We start from the raw sequence: 23350 nt of genomic DNA on the forward strand, positions 1-23350 counted from the left end.
ACTGAAGGAGTACGCCATGATGGTTGACCGCATCGAGCGCGAGATCGTGATCGCGGCAGCGCCGGAACGGGTCTGGCCGCTGGTGAGCGAGCCGGGGTTCTGGGCGACCGACGATGAGAGCATCCGGGGCACGATGGCCACCGAAGGCCAGACCCTGGTGGCCCGGCACTCGCAGCACGGAGACTTCCCGATGCGCGTGGAGAAGGTCGATCCGCCGAAGTACCTGGCATACCGGTGGATGAGCGCGTTCCCCGGCGAAGCCCTGACCGAGGACAACTCCACGCTGGTGGAGTTCACCCTGACGCCCGAGGGCGACGGGACCCGGCTGCGCGTGGTGGAAAGCGGGTTCGCGGCGCTGCCGACGTCGGAGGAGAACCGCCGCAACGTGATCAAGGACCACACCGGCGGGTGGGAGCAGTGCTTGGCCGCGCTCGCCGCCCGCGCCGAGTGATCCACCATGGTGGACTCGCCCCGTCCGGACGCCGATGTCGTCGACGCCGTCCTGAATGCCCTGGCCGAACCGACCCGCCGACAATTGCTGGACCGGTTGTCGGCTCACGGCCAGGCCACCGCGACGACGCTGGCTGACGAGCTGCCGATTTCGCGGCAGGCGGTGGTCAAGCATCTGACCGTCCTGGAGACGGCCGGGCTGGTCGGCAGTGTGAAGGTCGGCCGCGAGGTGCGGTACTCGGTGCGTTCCGAGGCGCTGGACGCGACTGCTCGCTGGATGTCCTCGCTCGCAGCCGCCTGGGACCGCCGCCTGGCCAAGATCAAACGCTTCGCCGAGGCGGCCGAGCGGGACCCGAAGTAGCCCTTCCGGCAATTCTCCCTTTCACAGCAAGGACACCCATGTCTGTTGTTGCGACCTCCCCTGCCCGGTTCACGCCGAAGCAACGGCTCATTCTGTTGGTCTTGCTCGGGGCCGGCTTCATGCTGTCGGTCGATTTCTCGATCCTGAACGTGTCGCTTCCGGAGGCCGGTACCGGTGTCGGCCTGGATTCCACCGGGCTGCCCTGGATCACCGCGTCCTTCGCGCTGCCCGCCGCCGGCCTTACCCTGCTGTGCGGCCGGCTGGCGGACTTGTTCGGGCGGCGCAGGATGTTCCTGTCCGCGATGGTGGTGCTGATCGCCGGTTCGGTACTCGGCGGCCTCGCTGCCGATCCGGAAACGTTGCTGACCGCCAGAGTGCTGCAAGGGCTCGCCACCGCGATGGCCACTCCGGCGGCATTGTCGTTGCTGACAACGACGTTCGCCGAAGGCACAGCACGCGAGCGGGTTCTCGGCTTGAACGGTGCGTTGCAGTCGGCCGGATTCACCGTCGGCGCGCTGCTCGGTGGCGCACTGGTGAGCCTGCTCGGCTGGCGGGCGGCATTCTTCGTCAACGTCCCGGTTGCCCTGGTCATCCTGGTGCTCACTCCCCGTTTGATGGAGGAGAGCAGGGCGGGCGGCAAGGTGCGGATGGACGTGCCCGGCGCGGTGACCGTGACCGGCGGTCTGCTCGCGGTGATCTACGCGGTGCTCGAAGCGAACGTGCTCGTCGCTGTCGTGGGTGTGCTGCTGCTGGCCGCGTTCTGGATGATCGAGCTGCGCTCGCCGGCACCGCTGGCCTCGGTGCGCATCCTCGCCCGGCGAACCGTGAAATGGGGTGCCTGCGCGGGTTTGGTGATCTTCGCGATGGAACCCGCCATGATCTTCCTGACCACGCTGTACCTGCAGGACGTCCTCGGTTTCGGGCCGTTGGCCACTGGCGTGATCTTCGGCATCCCGGGCCTCGCGTCGGTCGCCGCCGGGCTGTTGGCCGGTCGAATCATCGGGCGCCTCGGTGCCAGGATGGTCCTGGTCGCGAGCCTGGCCGTGCAGGGAGCCGCGACGCTGCCGCTGGTCTTCCTCGGCACCGGCCCGGCGGCGCTCGCGATCCTGATCCTGGCGCTGTTCATCGGGTTCTTCGGACACGTCGCCGCGATCGTGGCGTTCACCGTCACCGCCACCTCGGGTCTGCCCGACCGGGACCAGGGACTGGCCACCGGTATCACTTCGCTGACCCAGCAGGTGGGCATGACCATCGGGATCCCGATCCTCAGCGCGCTCGCCACAACACACAGCGTCCAGCTGACCGGAATTCACCTCGCACTGTCCGTGGACGTGGCCATCACCCTCGCCGCCGCGAGCCTGGTCTGGCTCGGTCTCCGCCCACGCCGCACGCAGCCCGCTGCGACCCCCACCCCGCTCGCCGTCGCATCCCGGTGAGCCCTACACCAACGACAGATACCGCCACAGCTTTCTCCGCACAACGACAGAAAGAACAAGAGAACATGCTGGACACCACCCCTCTTCGCAACGCCTACCGCGCACTGCTGGACGCGGCCGCCACCGTCGCCGACGCCGACGACACCAACCCCGCCCCGCCCGGTGAATGGAACGCCGACCAGATCCTCGCGCACGTCACACTCGTCAACGCCGCCACCATCACCGCCGTCTCCACTGTCGCTTCGGGAACAGTCACGACCTACGACAACCGCACAGCGCTCGACACCTGGACCATCGACCACGTCATCAAACTCGCCGACGGCAACACCGGACTCCGCGCCCGCATCCGCCACCAGGCAGACGCCCTGTGCGCACTCGCCGGACCGATGCTCAGCCAGACCGAACTCGACACACCGATACCGGCCCTGCTCCTGTCCCACGACACCGTCCTGGTCGACCAGCCCATGCCGCTCAAGGACCTCATCACCGGCCTCGCAGAAGTGGAAATACCCGGCCACACCCAACAACTCCTGGCCCTGCTACCGAACGCCACCACGGCCCGAACCACAACCTGAGAAGCTGGCCGCGCTCTACCACGACTGGCCGGATGAGTGGGGTGTCCTGTCCACGACGGATTCATCGTCGCGGACGACCAGTCCCTCCTCCGCGACACCGACCAGCGCGAGGCCAGGGCGAGGCCAGCGCCCTGGCCGCCATCCGGCACCCGACACTGTGCTTTCGCTGGATCGCACGGCAGGACAACCCGACTCGGGCGTCACGGCGGATCGCGGCACACAAAGCAGCACTGATCATTCCACCGCAGTAGCCGAGCGACGCCAAAATTCGCTGACATGACCCAACGCACGAACAAACATGGTATCAACATTCACGAACAAACGACGCCACACATCGCTGCTAAAGCCAATCCGTGAAGCCCTGGGCGTCCTGTCCACCCGCGCGAGAAGCCTGGACGAAGCGATCACCGTCGCGGCGCGGAAAGCGTTCGTCACCATCGACGGGACCCTGTTACGGATCGATCGGGTCGGGATGGCCATCGGTCGAGATCGCCCGTATTACTCAGGAAAACACAAAAGACACGGCGTGAACGTGCAGGTCATCGCCGGCCCAGCAGGTAGGCTGATCTGGGCCTCACCCGCGTTGCCCGGCGCCCGCCATGACATGGGCGCCGCCCGGGAACACGGCCTCATCGACGCCCTGACCACCGCCGGCATCCGGGTCGTTGCCGACAGCGCCTATCGCGGCGCGGGCACGAATGTCGAACTCCCGCAACGCCGCCGAACACGCGAGAACGAACTCGATGACCGTCCTCGCCTGTCTGCGAACCAGAAGGCCGTCAACGTCGCGCACGCCCGGCTACGCGGACCCGGTGAACGCGCGAACGCCCAACTCAAGAGCTGGAAGATCCTCCGCCGCATCCGAGGATGCCCGCACCACGCGACACTGCTCGTCAACGCGGTGCAGAGCCTCATCCACGCAGGCTGATCTCAAGTGGAAAAGGCTCACTCACTGTAGTCGTGTTCGCCCCGCTTACCTGGTGGACTCATAAGTGCCGATGAACCAGGCCACCAGGGAGTCAACACCGATGAACGATCGAGCTGGCACCGCCTCTCACTCGTGGATTGCATCGCTGTTGCCGGGAATTCCCGGTCTGGGATGGGCCGAAAGTCGTTCCGCCGCGTATGGCAAGCAGGGCTCCGCCACGTCAGCGCCCAGCAACGGGTGACTGGGCCGCCTCGGCCGACCGGCGCCCGATCTGCGTCGGGCCCTCGCCACTCGCGGCGACGAAGACCCCACCGCGATGAGACGTGGAAGAGCCAGCGGGCATTCCCATCTTTGGTTCAGCCTGGCTCATCGTGCGAGCGTCGGCCCATACGCTCGACAGGTCCTAGATGAGCTCGCCGAGCCCAAAGACGGCCAAAGCAGTGCTCCCTCTAGTTTCGACGCACGAATCGGAAAGAATAGCTCCATTTCGATACGCGACTCCTGCGATCACGCACCGTCCTGAAAGTGTTCATGGTGCAGGCACTCTTCGGCTACCTTTTCCGCCACAGATTTTCCGATGGCCGCAGCGCTTTTCGCCTGCTGCTCACCTTGTTCCGGCTTCTGACTGAAGGAGAACGCCGTGGAACGTCGGGATTTCCTCCGCGCCGCCGTCGTCGGTGGCACTGTGGCGACCCTGGGATTTCAGCGTCACCCGCGAATCCATCGCCTATCCAGCCAAGACCGGCCCGAGCACTGCAAGTCGCTGATGCCTACGGGCTCGAGCTGCCCGCGGGCTTCACCAGCCGCGTGATCGCCCGCTCCACCCACACCGTCCCCAACACCGGCTACCCCTGGCACAGCGCCCCCGATGGCGGCGCGTGCTTCGCGGACGGCACCGGATGGATCTACGTCTCCAACTGCTTCTGAGGATGTGCCTGGATCAATGCCCACAGCGAACTCGGACCGTCATCGGCGGAGGTGCGAGCCGAAGTCCGGTCACACAAGCAGGCGTTCCACCACCGGCCCAACGCGACCGGGCTGGCAGTGGTTGGACCGGTTTTCCCGCTCGCTGAAGGATCCATCGCGGCGGCCGGCCTCAGTGGCGACCTCGCCCCGGCCCGTCACGCGCGCAGCCGCCGGGACACTGCTCGGAACACCTCGATCTCGGCCACGCCGTCAACAACCTCTCCGCCCGCAGTCGTGGGCCAGGACATTGATGACGCGTCTAGGGGCGTCGGAAGTCGTGGTTGGGCGGGCTCCCTGGAATTCCTGGGGCGGCACGGAGGTTGGTCAGGTCATGAATCAAGGCCCGGAACCCCGACCGTTGTCCGATGAAGCCCTCTCGGACCTGCTCGACAAGCAGCAGTTCGGCACCCTCGCCACCATCAAGCGCAGTGGCCGCCCCCACCTGACCACCATGCTCTACAGCTGGGACCCCGAGACCCGCATCGTGCGGTTCTCGACGACGGCCGACCGCATCAAGGTCAAGCATCTGCGCCATGACCCGCGTGCGGCGCTGCACGTGCAGGGCGGCGACGTGTGGTCGTTCGCTGTCGCTGAGGGCGAGGCCGAGGTCTCCGAGATGACCACGGTTCCAGGCGACGTGGTCGGGCGGGAACTGCTGGCCATGATCCCGGAGGCCGCGAAGCCGCAGGAAGAAGCAGCGTTCCTGGAGAACTCGGTCGCCGAACGTCGCATGGTCATCCGGCTGAAAGTGGACCGGCTGTACGGAACAGCGCTCGACATCAACGGCTGAGGTGTACCGGTACCGCGCAGGTCACAGCCAACACTGCTGTCTCCCACGCCTCGACTTGCACCTGCTCACGAACACCTGCCCTGGCCCGCCGCACTGCCCGCGGCGGACCAGGACTTCACGTCGCCACAAAAGCGCCAAACCCGCGGCCCGGCAGATGACGGCCACGACGTCGATCTTCATTGTCACGCGGACCACATGCTGAGAACACCGAGACCAACATCAAGGACCAACAGGACCGACGAAGTAGACATTCTTCGGGTGGCGCTCCAGCATCGGCGAACCCGGTACGAGCGTGCGAGCCGAGCAGCGGTAGTAGGTGCGCGACTCCCGTGGTGTCCCCTCCATCCGCCGCGAGCAGTAAACGCAGCGGACACACCCGCGCAGCGGGTAGGCCCGCTTGGTCGACTTCTTCGGCCCGCGTTCGAGCTTTCGCCGGGCAGCCAGTCCTCCGGCTGCCCTGCAACGCCGCCGCAGCTGAACCTCGACGAAGGTCTCCACCGACACGATCTCCGGGTGGGCTGGCTTGCGTGACCTCACCACCGACTCCGAGCCCGATCGTCTGAACCTGATCACGTGGCCTGCGGCTACATCATCAGGGTCGAGGAGCGTCTCCTGCCGCGTCCACCGGCCGAAGAACGCATAGCCGGTGTAGCGCGGGTTGTCCAAGATCGCCCGGACCGTGCTGCCCTGCCAACCGTCAGCCAGCCGGTGCCGGTTCTGCTCCGGCCGACGGGCCGAGGGGCACGGGATGCCGTCGCGGTTCAGCCCGTTGGCGATCGCCCGGTCGCCCCTACCACTGAGGTACTCGGCGAAGATCCGGCGCACCACGTCAACGACCTCGTCGTCGATCGCGAGCACCTTCAGCCGGTATCCGTCAGCCGCGCGAGACGGGTTCGGGTGAGGCCCGGAATCGGCCTTTACAACTCCAAGCATCACCGCGAGGCCATCAATGCCGTGCCCTGGGGCGTGGTCTTGCTGGTCTGCGGCGTGCTGACCTACGTCGGAGTCCTCGAACACATCGGCACCGTGGCCTTCCTCGGCGACGCAGTCGCTGGCATCGGTATCCCCCTGATCGCCGCAGCAGCACTTGCCTACGTCGGTGGCATCGTCTCGGCTTTCGCCACCTCGAGTGGCGTCATCGCCGCCCTCGTCCCCCTCGCAGTGCCACTGCTCCAGAACGGCGACCTCAACCCGATCAGCCTCGTCGCCGTCATCGCCGTAGCCAGCACCATCGTCGACGTCAGCCCTTCTCCACCCACGGCGCCGTGGTGGTAGCCAATACGACAGCCGACCAACGCGATGCCGTACTTCGCAACCTCCTGCGCTGGGGTATCACCGTCGTCGCGCTCGTACCCGCCCTATTCTGGGCCCTGGTGATCGTGCCGGGCTTCTAGAGGCAACCTGTCGCGGTCTCATCGGGCAGCATCCCAGCCAACAGCCGACGGTGGACGTGGGTAGGCGTCAAAGCCCTGGGAGCCAAACCAACGCCTTGTCATTGGTAATCGCGCTCGAAGCGATCCAGCCACTGCTCGATGACCGCGACGGCGACCGCGTCGTCTTGCCGCATGATTCTGCCCAGCTCCAGTCCGCGCAGGAGCGCCAGCAGTGACTCTAGCTCGGTTCGAGCGGTCTCGGGGTCGTCGATCCGGGCGGCGCGGTCGAACACCTCGCGAAGGGCACGTCCGAGACGCCGCTCGGCCGGCAGCAATGCCTCACGCAGCTCGTCGTCGGTCCGGGATGCGGTCCACAGCTCCATCGCGGCGAGAAATGCTGGACCCGTCATCGAGTCGTGCATCGCGAAAACGATCTGCCGCAGAGAGTTTGGGCCATCCCCCACACGTTGCGCCACTGCCCGGATGTTTTCGATGCGCATGTCGGCGATGTGGTGGACCGCGGCGGCGAACAGCTCCGCCTTCGAACTGAAATGATGCAACAACGCACCCCGGGAGACTCCGACACGCTCTTGGACCCGCTGCGTCGTCGTACCGGCGTAGCCGTGCTCGACCAGCGCCATCATCGCGCCGTCGAGCAGCCGCTCACGCGTCTGCTCGCGCTGCTCTCTACGGGTTAGTGCCGTCACCTGCCGCAGTGTAACCACCAGGCCGACCGGACCTTCCTGCCACATTCGTTGACAGTCCATACGGACTGTGGAACTGTTCTGCGCATCGACTGATCTCGTCCGAGCAGGCACGAAAGCCGCAAAGGAGCAGCCCATGGTCCTCAGTACGACCACGATCAGCTACGAGGTGCGCAACCACGGGGCGTACATCACGCTGAACCGTCCGGACAGGCTCAACGCCATCACCGCCGAGATGGGCCGCGAGATCGCCGGCGCCGTGGCTGAGGCTAATGCCGACGACAACGTGCGCGTCATCGTCGTCCAAGGCGCCGGGCGCGCATTCAGTGCCGGCTACGACCTGAAGCAGTACGCCGAGCAGGGCGAGGACGTGCAGCCCGAGGTCTGGGACCCGATCCAGGACTTCCAGATGATGAAGGCGAATACGGACAACTTCTTTTCCCTGTGGCGTTCATCCAAACCGACCATTGCCAAGGTGCGGGGATATGCCGTGGCCGGAGGTAGCGATATCGCCTTGTCCTGCGACCTGGTGGTGATGGCCGACGATGCCCGAATCGGGTACATGCCAGCGCGGGTCTGGGGCTGCCCAACAACCGCGATGTGGGTGTACCGGCTCGGAGCCGAGCGAGCCAAGCGCATGCTGCTCACCGGCGACACCATCACCGGAGCGCAAGCCAAGGAATGGGGGCTCGTCATCGACGCGGTCCCCGAGGCCGACCTCGACGGCGAAGTCGAAAAGCTCGCCGACCGTATGGCTGGCGTTCCCATCAACCAGCTGGTCATGCAGAAGATGATGATTAACCAGGCTTACGACAACATGGGTCTCCAGACAACGCAGAACCTAGCAATCCTGTTCGACGGCATCACCCGGCATTCCCCGGAGGGTCGCTGGTTCGTCGAGTTCGCCCAGCAACACGGGTTCGACGCTGCCGTCCGCTGGCGCGACCAAGGCAGGTTCATCCCCGACGGCGGCGGCCCCATCCCGGCCGTCGATGAGCTCACTGACTCCACCGGCCGGAAGGAGTGAGCCGCCATGCCCGAAAGAGGATCGGTTCGGCTGACTCAGTCGCTTTACCCTGCGGATACGTCGCGGCCTGTCTTGGACCTCTCAGTCGGTCAGCTCCTCCGTGACGCCGCCCGCGAGGTTCCGGATCAGCTGGCGCTCGTCTCGATCGCACCTGACCGCGAGCCAGTCATGTGGACCTATGCCGAGCTGCTCAGCGATGCCGAGCATGCCGCCGCTTGGCTGCTCGAGCGGTTCCAACCTGGTGACCACATCGCCGTCTGGGCGCCCAACGTGCCGGAGTGGCTTGTGCTCCAGTACGGATCGGCGCTGGCTGGCATGGTCTTGGTGACGACGAATCCGGCGCTGCGGGAGCGGGAGCTGGAATACGCACTGCGCCAGTCCCAGTCCGTCGCCGTCGCCTACGCCGAAGCGTTCCGCGGCACCGACATGGCATCCCTGGTGAACGAGGTCTTGCCCAACCTCCCGGGAGTCGTCGCTATTCCGTTCACGAACTGGCTCGAGGAGCTCCGGGAGGTCGATCCTGGCGAAGTGACCTTCCCGGAGGTCAGCCCCGGTGGTCCGACTCAAATCCAATTCACCTCGGGGACCACAGGATCTCCGAAGGCCGCGGTCCTGCAGCACCGAGCAATGGTGACCAATTCCGACTACATCCGTGCACGGTGTAGTTCGCCTGACCGTGCCGTGTGGGTCAGCGCCATGCCCCTGTTCCACACCGCCGGATGCGGAATGGCCGGACTGGGCAACCTCGTCCAGCGGGGCACCCTGGTTTTGGCACAGAACTTCGACTCTGGCCTAATGCTGAGCGCGATCAGCAGGTTCAAGGCCGATGTCCTCATCGGCGTCCCGGCCATGCTCAGGGCGCTGCTGGCGCACCCACAACTGGCGTCGTTCGACTTCTCCTCACTACGTGTGATCGTGTCCGGCGGCGACGCAGTACCGGCCGATCTCATCGACGCCTGCGAGAAAACCTTTACCGTCGGCTTCAGCACCGTCTACGGGCAGACCGAGCTGAGCCCGATCGTCACGCAGACCAGCCCCCACGACACCAACCACGACAACCGCTTCAGCGCCGGCAAACCGCTCTGGAACGCCGAAGTCGCGATTCTCGACGTGATCGGGGGCAAAATCGCTCCCATCGCTACCGAGGGCGAAATCTGCTCCCGCGGTTATCAAACGATGATCGGTTACCTCGACATGCCTGAGGAGACCGCGGCGACGATCGACGGGCAAGGATGGCTGCACACAGGCGATCTCGGTTCGATGGACGAGCGTGGTTATGTCACCGTGACGGGCCGGCTCAAGGACATGATCATCCGCGGTGGGGAGAACATCTACCCACGCGAGATCGAGCAGGTCTTGCTCGAGCACCCAGACGTGGGCAACGCCGTGGTAGTCGGCGTCCCCGACCAGGAGTGGGGTGAGACGGTCGCTGCGGTTGTTCAACCCGTCCCTGACCGCCCATCGCTCACCGTGCAGAACCTGCACGACTTCGTTCGCGATCGTCTCGCGCCGCACAAGACTCCCAAGACCTGGTACGTGACCGACAGCCTGCCGACGAATGCGATGGGCAAGCTGCAAAAGTTCCGTCTTCGGGACCAGATCACTGCGGACGCCCTCCGTCCACTCGACAGCTGAGCGTTTCCGCGCATCTGGCCTGTTCCGATCACACACCCTCCACCGCAATCGCCCCACAAGGAGCGCCCCTTGAGCCTCAACGGCGAACTCGACGGCTCGGTAGCCCTCATCACGGGTTCCACTCGCGGCATCGGTTTCAGCATCGCCGAGCACCTGGTCACCAATGGAGCGCGGGTCTGCCTGACCGCTCGTAACGAGGACGACCTCGCCAAGGCGGTTGAGCACCTTGGCGGACCGACAAAAGCGATGGCCGTCGCGGGCAATACCGATGACGAGAGCCACCAGGCCGAGACGGTAGACCGGGTCACCGGCACTTTCGGCCGGGTCGATATCCTGGTCAATAACGCCGGAATCAATCCTGTGTACGGACCGATGATCGAACTCGATCTGGCGGCCGCTCGCAAGGTGATCGAGGTGAACTGTCTCACCGCGCTGGCCTGGTCAAAACGGTGTACTCCGCCGGCATGGCTGAATCGGGCGGCTCAATCGTGAACGTGTGCAGCACCGCCGGTGTGGTTCCCGCTGCAGGAATCGGTCTTTACGGTGCGAGCAAGGCGATGCTCGCGCACTCGACCGAGCAGCTCGCTATCGAGCTGGCACCGAGGGTTCGTGTCAACGCGATCGCTCCTGCAGTGGTCAAGACCAAGTTCGCCGCCGTGCTCTACAAAGGTCGCGAAGAAGACGTCGCGGCCACCTACCCCCTCAAACGGCTCGGAACACCCGATGACATCGGGCCGGCTGTGGCCTTCCTCGCCTCGCCCGCCGCCAGCTGGGTGACGGGACAGACCATCGTCATCGACGGTGGACTGACGTTGGCGGGAGGGCACTGACATGGCGAACATCCCCGGCGCTCCCGCTCGGCCAACGCGAGGCATCGACAGCGCGCAAGACAAGGGGGTGGTGGTCACCGGAGGTGGTAATGGCATCGGACGCGCACTGGCAATCCGGCTCGCCGAAGAGGGCGCCCACGTGGTCGTCAACGACCTCGACGCCTCAGCAGCCGAGGAGGTCGCCTCCCACGTTGGTGGCATCTGCATCCCTGCTGACCTCGGCACACCTGAAGGACCCGAACAGCTCGTCACCCAATCCATCGAGGCGCTCTCACGCATCGACATCTTCTGCGGCAATGCCGGTATCGCGGCCGGCGGTTCAATCGAAACCGACGACGCCGACTGGGCGCGAGCCCTCAACGTGAACCTGATGGCGCACGTGCGCGCCGCGCGGGCGCTGGTCCCACACTGGCTGAACAGCGGAGGCGGACACTACATCGTCACCGCAAGTGCCGCCGGCCTCCTCACGATGATCGGCAACGGCCCGTATTCCGTGTCCAAACACGCGGCAGTGGCGTTCGCCGAGTGGCTCGACATCGAGTACGGCAACCGAGGCATCAGCGCACAGGCGGTATGCCCCCAAGGCGTCGACAGCCAGATGCTGCGCAACTCGGGCGCGGTCGAGCAACTGCTCAGCCGTGACACGGCACTTCCACCCGATGCAGTCGCCGCCGCGGTCGTCACAGACATGCAGGCAGGCCGCTTCCTCACCCTGCCTCACCCCGAAGTTGCCGACTACTACGCGGCCCGCGCCACCGACACCGACAGGTGGCTGCATGGCATGCGGCATCTGCACAACCGAACCTTCCACTTCACGGGGAGCGACCGCCGGTGACCGCGCATCGAACGCAAGACCAAGGCCGCGCGCCCCCTGGCACGGATAGCCCACGGGGCCTCGACCTGACCGCACTCCAAGGTGGTTGGCAAATCGATGGGGGCTGCCCAGGGTTCGGTTGACACCTTGACCTGCCCCAGACTCCGTTACCCCGGCCGGTGTGAAGCTCAGGCGGGGATGGATGGGCTCTCGGAGGATAGCTCGTACTCGATCGGCGAGACGTAGTCGAGCTGGGAGTGTCGCCGCTGGCGGTTGTAGAAGATCTCGATGTAGGTGAAGATCTCGTTCGCCAGGTCAAGCCGGGTACGCCACTTCTTCCGGTTCAGCAGTTCGACCTGCATTGACGACCAGAACGACTCCATCATCGCGTTGTCGAGCCCATCACCGATGGTGCCGAACGAGGGCATCAGGCCGGCGGAGCGGACCTTGTTGGTGAAGGCCCACGAGGTGAACTGGACGCCGTGGTCAGCGTGGACGATGCCGCCGGGTGGTGGTGTGCGGTTGTTGATGGCCATGTCGAGCGCGTTGATGACCAGGGTGGTGTCCTGGCAGTTGTCGATCGACCATCCGACGATCTTGCGGCTGAACGTATCCATCACCGCGCAGCAGTAGATTTTTCCTTCGCGGGTGGGATGTTCGGTAATATCGGTGACCCACAACTCATTGGGTGACAGTCGATGGAACTTCCGATGGACGAGATCGTCCGCTGTGGCAACGCCTTTCAACCGCTTGACCTTGACCGGACCTGGAAGGCCGGCGATCCCGGCGAGCCGCATGAGTTCGCCGACCAAGTTCACACTGACCGCGATGCCCATGCCGCGTGTCAGTTCGGCGTGCACGCGACGGGACCCGTAGGTCTTGCGTGAGGCGTCGTGGACCTCCCGAATCAAGCCGGTCAGCCACTGGCGGCGCATCTTCGTCGGCGACATCGGCCGGTTCTTGTACTGGTAATAGCCCGGGCTGCTGACCCCGAGCACGCGGCAGCAGACCTTGACCGGGTGTCCGGCCTCGACGAGAGCATCGATCACCGGGTGAATCCTTTTGGGTCGGGACGGTCTTCCCCGAGTAATTTGGCGGCCTTGCGGAGGATCTCGACTTCCTCTTCGAGCTGCCGGATACGCCTGTTGGCCTTCGTCAGCTCGGCATTCTCACGGCTGGTGGTCCCGGGGCGTTCACCGCGGTCGATCTGGTCTTGGCGGACCCAGTTGTGCAGGGCGCCGGCGCTGATGTCCAGCTCAGTGGCAACGACAGTGATCGGCTTCCCGGCACGGACGAGCGCGACGGCCCGAAAGCGGAACTCCGGTGGATACGGTCGGGGCATGGATCGCAGCCTTTCAGCAAGGCCCGATCTTCACACCGAAACGGGTAAGAAACTCTGGGGCAGGTCAGAGTGTCAACCGAACCCTGGGCAGTCCTCGGGGTGGATCAGCCGGCAGTGGTCGGTGGTGTCTAGCGCTGGTCATCATTCGCGACGGTTCCGCGTTCATTGTGTTCACTATGTGGCGTTTTCCGTGGTGGGCGAGGCGTTGATCTGTGTGTTTGTGTGGTGCGGGTTCAGCTTTCGCTGGTGGCGGGGTTGGGTTTGTGACCGTGGGTTGACCGGGTGCTGGGTGCCCGCAAGGCTGAGAACGAACCCGATCCCGAACCTGGGATCGCGTTCAAGCGCCGTGAGATCGGTGATCGGGCCGCGCTGAACAACCAAGGTGGCAGCCCTGACCCGCGTTCTGGTGAGCGCAGGTCAGAGCCGCGCACGCTACGTGCCGTAGGCGAGCATGGTCTCGACGACCCGTTGCTGGACGGCCTGGCGTCCGGTCCGTGAAGGAGCCGTTCGGCCTGGTCGCAATCTCCTCTACCCGAGATAATGCCGGGTTATCTCTGATATCGAGCTATGATTCGTGGTTACGCGAACGAAGCGGCGGACAGGTACGCGAGTATCGACATCTGCCTTCGCCACGGTAGATCAGGGCATGAGGTCGTCGGCGGCCCGCATGTGCGCGCACCACTGCGGCATGGGGCGGGCCAGGCCAGATGCCGGCCGCGGCAAAGCCTGCCGCCGCCGCGTTGTCGGCGATCACCGTGGTCGACCAGGACCAGCCGGAGCGGCCCTCGATCGCGAGCTCGACCAGCCTACGGGCCCCGCCCGCGATAGCGGCGATCGATCCGGACGTGCTCTAGGGAGACGAAGCGCCCTCCCCGTTCGGGTGTCAGGCACCAAGGGCATCCGGCATGCACCTGGCGGTCAGCGGCGATACCCAAGGCCTGTGATCGCACCAAGAGGACGACCGAATGGGATCAGTCCGGGCCACAGGGTTCCGCATCGGTGCCCGACCTGCGGGCACCGATTTTGCATCTGTCCCAGCAGCGCCTGGCTTGTGGGCATTCGCTGTGCTCCTTGTGGCGACAAAGCGCCCCTTGCAGCCGATGCTCGTCGCCCTTCGCCGCAGATAAGAGCATTATGCGCGGTATAGAAACGGACTAATGGGGCGCGTGTGGCGAGGGTCAGACCAGGGCGCGAGCACTCTCGTAGGACCAGTCGAGCTCGCCGCGCAGCTCGCTGCCGTTGGGGCGGTTCAGTCGGACTCCCCGCTCGCGGAGCGAGGCGAGCATGCGGGTCATCTCCTCGCCGAGCTTCTCGCCCTGCGGGGTGCGCAGGACCCAGTAGCCGGGCACGTCGCGGTCGGGGGTGACCACGCCGCCACTTCAAACCCTCGCCAGAGGCGATCGCCGAGGTGACCAGCCTGCTGGCACCCGGCGACAGCGGCCGTTGAGGGGCGCCTGGCGCGTCAGCGGCGTTGATCACGCCCCACGTTGATCCAGTTGTCGACGACCTCGGCCAGCACGGTCATCGGCAACGGGCCGTTGGTGAGAACGAGATCGTGGAATGCCTTGAGTTCGAGCCCAGTGCCGAGTTCGCGCTCGGCCACGGCTCGCAGGCGCTGGATTTCCAGGCGCCCCACCATGTACGACAACGCTTGGCCAGGCCACTCGATGTAGCGGTCGGTCTCGACCTGCACGTCTGCTTCGGACAGCAGGGTGTGCGTACGCAGGAAGTCGACCGCTTGCCGGCGGCTCCAGCCTCGTGCGTGCAGCCCGGTGTCGACGACGAGCCTGGCGGCACGCAGGGAATCCTCCGCGAGCATGCCCAACCTCGCGAGGTCGCCGGAGTACAGCCCCATCTCATCGGCAAGCCGCTCGGCATACAGCGCCCACCCCTCGACATAGGCGGTGATTCCCGCAAGGCTGCGAAGCAACGGCAGCCCGTCGATCTCCTGCGCGAGCGCCAACTGGAAGTGGTGCCCCGGCACGGCCTCGTGGAACGCCACCGCCTCCGCGGTGAACCGATCACGCTCCTGGGCCCTGTAGGTGTTGGCGAAGTACGTTCCCGGACGGGAACCATCCAGGGCGGGTCGGTTGTAGTAGGCCGACACGTTGGGCGCCTCGTTGTCCGGAACGGGTTCCACGACGCAACGCCCGGCGGGCAGCCGTCCGAACCAGCCCGGGGCCACTCGCTCGGCGCGCTCGACCGTCTCGCGAGCGGTGGCCAGGACTTCCTCTGGGCTGCGCCACCGCAATGCTGGGTCCGTGCGGAGCCTGTCGTGCACCTCGCCGACGGTTGTGGCACCGAAGACCCGTGAACCGATCTCGACGTACTCTCGGGCGAGCTTCTCGATGAGGTCCAAGCCTGTCTGGTGAAGGTCCTCCGGCGTGCGTTCCGTAGTCGTATGTTCCCGAGACAGTGCCGCGTACACCGTCTCCCCGTCCGGCAACCAACACAGGCCCGGCTTCTCCGCTGGCCGTCCGTGCGGCACGACCTCGGTGTCGACCACGTCGCGGTATCGGGCGAATGCCGGACGGACTACGTCTTCCAGGAGCTTGTCGCGCTCGGTGGCCCGCGAGTCGCTCAACGCCGGTTCGCGAAGAGGATCATGCTCCGGGTTGGCGAGATACTGGTCGAGAGCGGCGACGGCGGCGCGCCCCAGGTACGCGAGCGGAAGCCGACCCGACGCCATACCCGCACGGTGACGCTCCGCGGCGTCCGCGAGATAGCTGGGAATCGTGGCCAACCTGGTCAGATAGGCGCGTTCCGCATCGTCTCCCGCAGGTCGCAGCAGGGCAAGCCCGTGCAGCAGCGATCCGGCGGGCGCGGTCAGCTGAAACGCGAGCGTGTGCTCGATCAGTTTGGCGTCCACCCGTGCCACCAGAGCCATCGCCTGCTGCACCACGACAGCTCGGGTCACGGCGTCTTGTTCTTCGAGTCGATCGAGGCTGGTCGCACTCTGGGCGAGGGACTCGGCGCGGGCCCTGTGTGCAAGATCGGTCTGTGCGCTGAGATCAGGCAACCTGTGGTCATATTCTCGGATTCCGAGCAACGAAGCCGTCAAGGGACTCTCGTGGTGCAGCAGGGCGAGCATCTCGTCGGCGAGCTCAGTCACGGTGGTCATGTGAGTGTTGATACTCGATCAGCAGTGTGGCCGACATGGAGTTTTCTTCTCGATCACGCCAGCCGGATCACTACTTCCTCGCCCAGCCCCAGCCCAGCACGGCCCGTGATCGACGATCACGGTCGGCGTTTCTTCCAGTATCCCAGCCGCTGATACGACTTCAGCCCCATTGCCAGGACCAGCTCGTGCTACTCGTTCTGCGTCCGGCTCCGCATCCATGGCAGCTCCGTCATTGCCCCATTCCGGCAAACCCACTGATCGGCAGCACTACCCACAGCAGAATCCGCGCTGGTCAGCACCCAAAACGTTGCTCACACCGCGAAATGTCCAGCTACCCGGGCCGCGGATCGACGACGATTCCCTGGTGGAGCTCACGGGGCTGACCGTCGAACGGCGTGCCCGCGAGTTCTGGCCCGGGAGCGTAGTTATGCGCGGTACGGAACCAGATATTTGGGACACGTGTGGCGACCGCCGATACCGCGTGATCGGGTACCGGGGAAGAGGCTCGCTTAGTCCGGTAGCCAGTAGTAGTACCGGTCGAGGCCCTCGCGGGCGCGGGCCAGGGTCATGTCGCCGCGAGTGATGCCGAGGTGGGCGCAGTGCTCACCGACTCGCGTGGCGCAGGCAGGCCCGCTCCAGGCGCGCATGCGGCGGGAGTCCCGGCATTGCGGGCACACCGTCACGCACAGCACCCCGGGCGGGGATTCGACGATCATGCACGTGAGCAAGCTCTGTGCGCCGCGGCCAGCAGCTGCTCGTCAGTGAATCTTCCTGGTCGGGCCACAGAAGTTTGTTAATCCATCATTTGATAATGATGGCAAGGGGCGGTGGCCGCGCGACGTCGTTCACCCCGTCGGGGTCCGGCCCGGTTGGCATCGCCGGCTTCGCAACTCCTCGACACCCCGCCGGTCAGCGTCCACTCTGATCAAGTGGAGCACCCGGCCGCACCGGGCACCCGCGTCCCCCCGAACTAGCGGCCGGGCAGCCTGGGCAAGGGCGTCACGACCTCGCGGACGTAGACGTCGTGACGCCTGGCTGGGCCGCGGCGTGGCCGCCCTGATGACCTGGCGTAATGGTCACGCACGCAGCTTTTCAGCGTCGCCGAGCATCGTGCGGTCCGCAGAGTAGGCTGGTGAGGTCAGGATGGATGTGGCGTCATGGCAACAGCGAAGCGCGATAGCATCGTAGCTCTCCCAAGCCCGGTCACGAGCTTCGTGGGTCGTCGGTACGCGACAACAGAGATCAGGCGAGCCCTCGGACGCTCACGACTCGTGACCCTCACCGGTGCAGGAGGTGTCGGCAAGTCGCGGTTGGCGTTGCGCGTGGCAAGGATCGTGCAACGCGCGTTCCCCGACGGTGTCACCCTCGTCGAGTTGGACAAGATCCAGGATCCGGGCCTGATCGTCCACTCGATCACTGCCGCGCTCGACCTGCACGACCAGTCAGCGCGCACCGCGGAGTCCGCGCTGATCGACTACCTGTCTGGCAAGAAGCTCCTGATCGTGGTCGACAACTGCGAGCACCTGCGGGAGGCGTGCGCGCTGATCGTTTCCCACCTACTGGCCTCCGCACCCGATCTCCGCGTACTCGCCACGAGCCGGGAACCACTCAAGGCACCAGGTGAACATGTCTGGCCGGTGCCGCCCCTGTCGGTGCCAGAGGACGACGGTAGGTTGCCGCAGCAACCCGCCAGCCAGTACGAGGCTCTGGCGCTCTTCCAGGAGCGCGCCTCGGCCGTCGCTCCCGACTTCACTCTGACTCCGGAGAACCAGCAGGCTGTGGTCCGGCTATGCGCCCGGCTGGACGGTCTTCCCCTCGCCATCGAGCTTGCGGCGGTGCACGTGCGCGTGTTGTCTCCGGTGCAGATCCTCGCCCGACTTGAGGATCGTTTCTGGTTGTTGACCGGGGAGAGCAGTCGCGTACTACAGCGGCATCAGACCCTGCAGGCGGCCATCACATGGAGTTTCGACCTGTGCTCGGAGCTGGAGCGGATCGTGTGGGCTCGATGCTCGGTGTTCCCGGGCGAGTTCGACCTGGCCGCGGCCGAGTTCGTATGCGCCGGCGACGCTGTTGCCAGTGGTGACGTGCTGGACGGCATTGCCGGGCTGCTGGACAAGTCGGTCTTGACGAAAACCGAGACCGGTCAGACGGCGCGGTACAGGATGTTGGAGACCATCCGCCACTTCGGGCTCGAGCGCCTTGCCGAGTGCGGCGCCGAAACAAGGCTCCGGCGCCGGCACCGCGACTACTACCTGGCCTTGGCCAACCGATGCGACCGGGAGTCGTGGAGTCCGCACCAATTGCAGTGGGTCAAACGGCTCGCCGCCGAACGAGCCAACCTCTTCGCGGCGCTCGAGTTCTGCCTCAGCTGGCCGAGCGAGACTCGCACAGGCCTGCGCATGGGCGCCGCACTCTGGTTCTACTGGCTGGCTTGCGGCTTCATACGAGACGGACGGCATTGGCTGGATCGCCTTCTCGCCGCCGACACCGAACCGAGCCACGAACGTGCCCGAGCGTTGATGGTCGGCGGGTGGGCGACGATTCTGCAAGGTGACAACACTGCGGGCGTCGAACTGCTCAACGAGAGCGCCGCTGTCGCCAAAACCGTCGGCGACCCCCAGTCGGCAGCGTACGCGGAACAGATACTAGGCCTGGCGAAGATCTTCGACCAGGATCCTGCCGGTGCCGTACCGCTGCTGGACTCGGCGTGGGAGAGTCACCGGCGCCTGCACGAGGAGACAGCCATATCGCTGATCGGATGCGCCATGCGCGGATTGGCCGCCGTGATGATGCAGGACCTCGATAGGGCAGCGGCGCTCGTTGAGGAATGCCGCCAGCTGTGCGCTCCCCATGGGGAGCTGTGGGCACTGTCCTGGAGCGGCTACCACCAGGCTCTCACGCACTGGATGGCCGGGCACCTCGAGGAAACGCTCGACACGGCGCGCGAAACCCTCCGCCAGAAGATCGAGTTGAACGACCAGCTGGGCATGCCCTACTGCATCGAACTGCTCGCATGGGTAGCTGTCGAGCAGAATGCACCTCAGCACGCCGCCATCCTTTTCGGCGCGGCCGATGCACTGTGGAAACGCCTCGGAGCTCGGCTGTCCGGGTACAAGACCTGGCTCCGATGGAGCGACGAGCGACGGGATCGGGCTCGGGCCGCGCTCGGCGCCAATGCCTACGACGAGCAGATCGCCGAAGGCGCCCGCAGACTGCAACGCGAAACACCCCGGTTCCTCATCGAAGATTCCACACGAACCGGACGCTCAGCCCCCGAGGTTTCGGCCGAGTCGAAACTGACCAGAAGGGAGCGCGAGGTCGCCGAACTCGTCGCCGTGGGCGTGACCAACCGAGAAATTGCCGCCCGGCTGGTCATCTCCCGCAGAACGGCAGAAGCCCACGTCGAGAACATCCTCACGAAGCTGGGATTCACCAGCCGAACCCAGATCGCGGCCTGGATGGCCGAACACGGCGACTTGCGCGCAGGACCGCGGGGCCATTCAGGGGCCAGCGCCGGACCTCTCCCAGTTACTCGTGGCCGTCTGGAATCCTGAGCACGTGCGCGCGGCGCGGCGGAGGCCGGGCACCGAACGCGTGTACAGCACAACCACGCTGCGCGACCTCGACCCCGAGCAATGCCTCATGCGCCTCCATGAGAAGGGCGAGACCGTTCGATGGCATACCGTCTCCCCCACCCTCATGACCGACCTACGCGACCACTCCCAGCAACGCGGCGCCACCAAACCCACCGACCAAATCCTGCGCTACCGCACCGGGGCACCCGTCACCACACGTCGCTACGACCACCTCTGGACCCGCATCGGCACACACCTCCCCTGGGTCCACACCCAAGGCATCAGCACCCACTGGCTACGCCACACCACCCCTCACCTGGGTCGTCGAACGCGACCACGGCTACGCCATCGCCCGCGCCTACGCAGGCCACACCACCCTCAACAGCAACACCGGAACCACCACCTACACCCAAGCCGGCATCACCGAAATCGCCACCGCACTCGCCACACTCACAAGCGAACCCCACCCACTCGCCACAACACCAACCACTAATTAACTCCCGACACCCAGAACCCACCAACCTGGACACCGCGACCGGTCCAGCGCCGATACTCCGGCCGCCATCGCCGCAGCACTCGCAGCGGCGCCCAGCACCGAGGCGATCGCCACGCCCGGCAGCATGCCGTGCGACATGGCATCGGTCGAGAAGGCCATTCCGCGCAGCACGACCCAGGTTCCGGCCAGCGCGCTGCCGGGAGACGGCGCGCTGGCCCCTCTCCGTCTGAGCGAGTTGTCGGGCGGTCAGCGCCAGCGCGTCCTTGTGGCCCAGGGCCTGGCCCAGCTCGTCGAGCTGCTGCTGCTCGACGAGCCCGACGCGGGCGCGGGCCCGAAGGCCCGCACCCTCGTCACCGACGCCGTTCGCGCCGAGGCCCGGCTCGGCCGCACAGTTTTCCAGGTGTCCCACGACCTGACCGAAGCCCGCCGAGCCGATCACTGCGTCCTGCTGCACCGCGGCCGCGTCCGCGCCACCGGCCACCCCGAAGACGTCCTCACCCCGGCGACCGTCAACGAGGTCTGGTCACCGCTGTGATCCACCGCGACGCCAACGAGCCGCGCGGGATCAGCGCGACGCACCATCGGCAGCAGACCGGCCGCTGCCTCAACGGCGGGCAGCGGCCGGCGTGGTCAGCAGTCGCTGCGAGAAGTGGGAGTCCAGCGGCAACCCGCCCGAGCGGTAGCTGGCCAGAACGCTGTTCTTGGCGATGTCGGACCAGTAGGTGTCCTTGTTGCCCAGCCGCACGTTGAGGTTGAGCCCGATCTTGCGCGCCTGGTCGCTGATGGCCAGCGCGGCCTCCTTGAGCCCGGTGGAGGCATCCTCATCGCCAACCCGTGGAAGTTGCTCAGCGGCAGGCGCAACACCCGTATCTGACCACTTGCCTCGTAGGTGCGGGCGCTGGTGAGGGTGAGGTCGTTGGCGTACTCGACCTGCTTGCCCAGCAACGCGTTGACCCGCGCCGCCTCGTCATTGGTGACCACGATCTCCAACTCGTCGAGCAGCGGTGCGCCGTCGAAGTAGCCGGGGTTGCGCTCACCCAGGAAGGCTCGTCCCGGCTCGAAGGACTTGTACTTGAACGGCCCCGAGCCGATCGGCTTGCTGAAGTCGGTGGTGCCCTCGGGGATGATGTAGGCCCCGAGCGTCGCCAGCGCGTTGGGGAACTCGGCGTAGGGCCGCTTGAGCCGGAACTCGACGGTGCGGTCGTCGATCGCGCGGCTGTTCGCCAGGTCGATCACCGAGAGGCTGGCCCCTCCATTAAGACCTTTTACACGATCGTCACTTCAGCCACATGGGGCCCACAATCCACGTCCGGAGCGCTCATTTCGGGGCACACGCCCTGGGCGTCTAACAGTGCAGGCACTGAGAGATACGTATCGGACTACGCATTCCTATCGACGTGGGGCTTGGTGCCGAATAGGAGGCTTGAAGCAAGCTACCCAAGGCAGCCCGAGGAGGATGTCGTGATCCTGCAAGACAGCACAGAACGGTCGGACGTCCCTGGACAGCCACCTGGAGGGCTTCTACGGCCGATTCAGCCCGCCCCCGCAAATGTGTCGACAGTAAAGGCCCGCTACGGTCACCTTCGCGATCGCCAGCTCGCCGACACTCCCGCCGGAGAAGACGCCGCGGAAGACCACGAGAATCTCTCCCCGCACGAACGCCTCACCTGCCACTTTCACCGCCGATGGGCGCATGCGTGCATTGGATCGCCATCACACGTCATCGTCGTCACCGGGCATCGTTGGTGCCGCAGTTGCGAGGCCGAGGCGATCGTCGCGGTGGACGAATTGAGCGGGTCCGTCTCTGTGACCTGTTCCCGTTGCCAACGGCCACCCGGGACTCCAGCAACGAGACAGATCATCCGAACCTGTCGTGCCAGCCTGGCCACCGTGCTGGAGCAGCGAAGCGCACGCCAGAACGCCAAGGCAGCCGCAACGTGAGGAAGAGGCGACAGGAACCGCAAGCTTCCACCTCACTGCGGGAACGGGCCTTCACCCACGCACCCATCGCGGTCGCTCTGCTGGACTTGGACAGACGCTGGATCGACGTCAACAACGCGTGGTGCAAACTACTCGGCTACACCAGGGATGAGATGCTGTCACTGCGATACAGCGACATCGTTTACGCCGACGATGCAGGATCCGATGATGCCATCGCAACAGATTTGTGCAGCGCCGGGGAGGACGCCGTGGCCCGGAAGCAACGCTATCGGCACAGGAGCGGGCACGCCGTCTGGGTACTGATCAGATCAAGTGTCATCTCCGGAACCGACGGCCTACCGGCCTACCTGGTCAGCTACTGCGAGAGCCTCGACGATCATGCCTTCTCCGACACTCACCTGATGCATCTCGCCACGCATGATCCATTGACCGGCTTGGCAAACCGCACTCTGCTCGGCGATCGCCTGCGATACGAACTCGGTCAGCTCCACGGACGGCCCGGCGTCGTATCGGTCCTTGTCATCGATCTTGACGCATTGAAACGAGTCAATGACACCCACGGCCACTCGGCAGGCGATCAAGTCATTCTGGCTGCTGCCGGTGCGCTGCTGGACGCCGCCCACCCCGGCGATACGGTGGCCCGCATTGGCGGTGATGAGTTCGCACTTGTCCGTCGAACCGCCGATGTCCGATCAGCACAACGCTTCCGCGATCACATCGTCGAACGGTTGAAGATTGAAGTTGAAATCGATCAATGGCGGATGACGGTCCACGCGAGCGTTGGCCTGGCCATCACGGAAGACTTCACCACCCGACCGGAAGCGCTCCTCCACAACGCCGACCAGAACATGCGCACCACTGACAACGTACCTCACCACTGCGCACACTGTCGCTGCTCCGAATTGCCCACCCACAGGCTCGATAGACCTGCCCGGAACCGCGTGGATACTCGTCCGGACCTCCGCTGACGAGGGTGTAAGGAGGGC

Annotated in this window: 21 protein-coding genes and 3 pseudogenes; 16 read left to right on the forward strand and 8 right to left on the reverse strand. The window is 65.6% G+C overall.

Features of this window, described 5'->3' with window-relative positions; translation table 11 throughout:
* Positions 1-16 precede the first annotated feature (16 nt).
* The 7 genes from R4I43_RS30580 (at position 17) to R4I43_RS30610 (ending at position 5506) form a co-directional block, all read left to right on the forward strand.
* Positions 17-451: an SRPBCC domain-containing protein gene (locus R4I43_RS30580; protein WP_324269178.1), complete on the forward strand. Its 435-nt coding sequence runs from the start codon at positions 17-19 to the stop codon at positions 449-451.
* 6 nt (positions 452-457) lie between these two features.
* Positions 458-811, forward strand: coding sequence for an ArsR/SmtB family transcription factor (locus R4I43_RS30585; RefSeq protein WP_324269179.1), 354 nt, complete (start codon positions 458-460; stop codon positions 809-811).
* 38 nt (positions 812-849) lie between these two features.
* Positions 850-2247 carry an MFS transporter gene (locus tag R4I43_RS30590; protein WP_324269180.1) on the forward strand — a complete coding sequence of 466 codons (1398 nt, stop codon included), beginning with the start codon at positions 850-852 and terminating at the stop codon, positions 2245-2247.
* A gap of 65 nt (positions 2248-2312) precedes the next feature.
* A complete protein-coding gene (locus R4I43_RS30595) occupies positions 2313-2822 on the forward strand; it encodes a hypothetical protein (RefSeq protein ID WP_324269181.1) in 510 nt (169 codons plus the stop codon).
* 298 nt (positions 2823-3120) lie between these two features.
* Positions 3121-3750, forward strand: a complete 630-nt coding sequence (locus R4I43_RS30600; protein ID WP_324269182.1) for a transposase family protein — start codon at positions 3121-3123, stop codon at positions 3748-3750.
* Between the two features lie 525 nt (positions 3751-4275).
* Positions 4276-4677, forward strand: coding sequence for a hypothetical protein (locus tag R4I43_RS30605; RefSeq protein ID WP_324269183.1), 402 nt, complete (start codon positions 4276-4278; stop codon positions 4675-4677).
* A 397-nt stretch (positions 4678-5074) separates the two neighbouring features.
* Positions 5075-5506, forward strand: a complete 432-nt coding sequence (locus R4I43_RS30610) for a PPOX class F420-dependent oxidoreductase (protein WP_324269184.1) — start codon at positions 5075-5077, stop codon at positions 5504-5506.
* 219 nt (positions 5507-5725) lie between these two features.
* Here the strand turns inward: R4I43_RS30610 and R4I43_RS30615 are convergent, their stop codons facing one another.
* Positions 5726-6364: a recombinase family protein gene (locus R4I43_RS30615; RefSeq protein WP_324269185.1), complete on the reverse strand. Its 639-nt coding sequence runs from the start codon at positions 6362-6364 to the stop codon at positions 5726-5728.
* A gap of 39 nt (positions 6365-6403) precedes the next feature.
* Here R4I43_RS30615 and R4I43_RS30620 point away from each other — a divergent pair, with 39 nt between their 5' ends.
* On the forward strand, positions 6404-6781 hold the full coding sequence (locus R4I43_RS30620; RefSeq protein ID WP_324269186.1) for an SLC13 family permease: 378 nt from the start codon (positions 6404-6406) through the stop codon (positions 6779-6781).
* 217 nt (positions 6782-6998) lie between these two features.
* Here R4I43_RS30620 and R4I43_RS30625 read toward each other — a convergent pair whose 3' ends face one another.
* A complete protein-coding gene (locus R4I43_RS30625; protein WP_324269187.1) occupies positions 6999-7631 on the reverse strand; it encodes a TetR/AcrR family transcriptional regulator in 633 nt (210 codons plus the stop codon).
* 88 nt (positions 7632-7719) lie between these two features.
* Between R4I43_RS30625 and R4I43_RS30630 the strand changes: the two genes are divergently transcribed.
* From R4I43_RS30630 to R4I43_RS30645, 4 genes and pseudogenes are all read left to right on the forward strand, one after another.
* The gene (locus tag R4I43_RS30630; RefSeq protein WP_324269188.1) at positions 7720-8610 is read left to right on the forward strand and encodes a crotonase/enoyl-CoA hydratase family protein; all 891 of its coding nucleotides are present in this window, start codon (positions 7720-7722) and stop codon (positions 8608-8610) included.
* A gap of 6 nt (positions 8611-8616) precedes the next feature.
* Positions 8617-10245, forward strand: a complete 1629-nt coding sequence (locus tag R4I43_RS30635; RefSeq protein WP_324269189.1) for a class I adenylate-forming enzyme family protein — start codon at positions 8617-8619, stop codon at positions 10243-10245.
* A gap of 69 nt (positions 10246-10314) precedes the next feature.
* Positions 10315-11075, forward strand: a pseudogene (locus tag R4I43_RS30640) (SDR family oxidoreductase).
* Position 11076: 1 nt separating this feature from the next.
* Positions 11077-11910: an SDR family oxidoreductase gene (locus R4I43_RS30645; RefSeq protein WP_324269190.1), complete on the forward strand. Its 834-nt coding sequence runs from the start codon at positions 11077-11079 to the stop codon at positions 11908-11910.
* 167 nt (positions 11911-12077) lie between these two features.
* Here R4I43_RS30645 and R4I43_RS30650 read toward each other — a convergent pair.
* Positions 12078-13231, reverse strand: a pseudogene (locus R4I43_RS30650) (IS3 family transposase).
* Between the two features lie 707 nt (positions 13232-13938).
* Here R4I43_RS30650 and R4I43_RS30655 point away from each other — a divergent pair.
* A complete protein-coding gene (locus R4I43_RS30655; RefSeq protein WP_324269191.1) occupies positions 13939-14085 on the forward strand; it encodes a hypothetical protein in 147 nt (48 codons plus the stop codon).
* 324 nt (positions 14086-14409) lie between these two features.
* Here R4I43_RS30655 and R4I43_RS30660 read toward each other — a convergent pair whose 3' ends face one another.
* The 3 genes from R4I43_RS30660 to R4I43_RS30670 form a co-directional block, all read right to left on the reverse strand.
* Positions 14410-14601 carry a hypothetical protein gene (locus tag R4I43_RS30660; RefSeq protein WP_324269192.1) on the reverse strand — a complete coding sequence of 64 codons (192 nt, stop codon included), beginning with the start codon at positions 14599-14601 and terminating at the stop codon, positions 14410-14412.
* Between the two features lie 92 nt (positions 14602-14693).
* On the reverse strand, positions 14694-16352 hold the full coding sequence (locus R4I43_RS30665) for a DUF885 domain-containing protein (RefSeq protein WP_324269193.1): 1659 nt from the start codon (positions 16350-16352) through the stop codon (positions 14694-14696).
* A 509-nt stretch (positions 16353-16861) separates the two neighbouring features.
* A complete protein-coding gene (locus R4I43_RS30670; protein WP_324269194.1) occupies positions 16862-17068 on the reverse strand; it encodes a hypothetical protein in 207 nt (68 codons plus the stop codon).
* Positions 17069-17623: 555 nt separating this feature from the next.
* Between R4I43_RS30670 and R4I43_RS30675 the strand changes: the two genes are divergently transcribed.
* The gene (locus tag R4I43_RS30675) at positions 17624-19906 is read left to right on the forward strand and encodes an ATP-binding protein (RefSeq protein WP_324269195.1); all 2283 of its coding nucleotides are present in this window, start codon (positions 17624-17626) and stop codon (positions 19904-19906) included.
* Positions 19907-20456: 550 nt separating this feature from the next.
* Here R4I43_RS30675 and R4I43_RS30680 read toward each other — a convergent pair.
* Positions 20457-20615, reverse strand: a pseudogene (locus R4I43_RS30680) (metal ABC transporter permease); the annotation flags it as partial.
* On the opposite strand from R4I43_RS30680, the gene R4I43_RS30685 reads away from it, so the two are divergent.
* Positions 20560-20958 (forward strand): ABC transporter ATP-binding protein, encoded by a 399-nt coding sequence (locus R4I43_RS30685; protein ID WP_324269197.1) that lies wholly within the window; start codon positions 20560-20562, stop codon positions 20956-20958. The pseudogene R4I43_RS30680 and the gene R4I43_RS30685 overlap by 56 nt on opposite strands.
* 95 nt (positions 20959-21053) lie before the next feature.
* Here R4I43_RS30685 and R4I43_RS30690 read toward each other — a convergent pair whose 3' ends face one another.
* Positions 21054-21659 carry an ABC transporter substrate-binding protein gene (locus R4I43_RS30690; protein ID WP_324269198.1) on the reverse strand — a complete coding sequence of 202 codons (606 nt, stop codon included), beginning with the start codon at positions 21657-21659 and terminating at the stop codon, positions 21054-21056.
* Between the two features lie 449 nt (positions 21660-22108).
* On the opposite strand from R4I43_RS30690, the gene R4I43_RS30695 reads away from it, so the two are divergent.
* A complete protein-coding gene (locus R4I43_RS30695; RefSeq protein WP_324269199.1) occupies positions 22109-23332 on the forward strand; it encodes a diguanylate cyclase domain-containing protein in 1224 nt (407 codons plus the stop codon).
* Positions 23333-23350 lie beyond the last annotated feature (18 nt).

Source organism: Saccharopolyspora mangrovi, from assembly GCF_035320975.1.
In the GTDB taxonomy this organism is placed as follows: domain Bacteria; phylum Actinomycetota; class Actinomycetes; order Mycobacteriales; family Pseudonocardiaceae; genus Saccharopolyspora; species Saccharopolyspora mangrovi.

Bases quoted from the DNA above. Each gene is read 5' to 3' on its own strand.
- R4I43_RS30580 (WP_324269178.1), top strand. From the start codon at position 17: ATGATGGTTGACCGCATCGAGCGCGAGATCGTGATCGCGGCAGCGCCG.
- R4I43_RS30585 (WP_324269179.1), top strand. From the start codon at position 458: ATGGTGGACTCGCCCCGTCCGGACGCCGATGTCGTCGACGCCGTCCTG.
- R4I43_RS30590 (WP_324269180.1), top strand. From the start codon at position 850: ATGTCTGTTGTTGCGACCTCCCCTGCCCGGTTCACGCCGAAGCAACGG.
- R4I43_RS30595 (WP_324269181.1), top strand. From the start codon at position 2,313: ATGCTGGACACCACCCCTCTTCGCAACGCCTACCGCGCACTGCTGGAC.
- R4I43_RS30600 (WP_324269182.1), top strand. From the start codon at position 3,121: ATGGTATCAACATTCACGAACAAACGACGCCACACATCGCTGCTAAAG.
- R4I43_RS30625 (WP_324269187.1), bottom strand. From the start codon at position 7,631: ATGTGGCAGGAAGGTCCGGTCGGCCTGGTGGTTACACTGCGGCAGGTG.
- R4I43_RS30630 (WP_324269188.1), top strand. From the start codon at position 7,720: ATGGTCCTCAGTACGACCACGATCAGCTACGAGGTGCGCAACCACGGG.
- R4I43_RS30635 (WP_324269189.1), top strand. From the start codon at position 8,617: ATGCCCGAAAGAGGATCGGTTCGGCTGACTCAGTCGCTTTACCCTGCG.
- R4I43_RS30645 (WP_324269190.1), top strand. From the start codon at position 11,077: ATGGCGAACATCCCCGGCGCTCCCGCTCGGCCAACGCGAGGCATCGAC.
- R4I43_RS30655 (WP_324269191.1), top strand. From the start codon at position 13,939: ATGCCGGCCGCGGCAAAGCCTGCCGCCGCCGCGTTGTCGGCGATCACC.
- R4I43_RS30665 (WP_324269193.1), bottom strand. From the start codon at position 16,352: ATGACCACCGTGACTGAGCTCGCCGACGAGATGCTCGCCCTGCTGCAC.
- R4I43_RS30670 (WP_324269194.1), bottom strand. From the start codon at position 17,068: ATGATCGTCGAATCCCCGCCCGGGGTGCTGTGCGTGACGGTGTGCCCG.
- R4I43_RS30685 (WP_324269197.1), top strand. From the start codon at position 20,560: ATGGCATCGGTCGAGAAGGCCATTCCGCGCAGCACGACCCAGGTTCCG.
- R4I43_RS30695 (WP_324269199.1), top strand. From the start codon at position 22,109: ATGGGCGCATGCGTGCATTGGATCGCCATCACACGTCATCGTCGTCAC.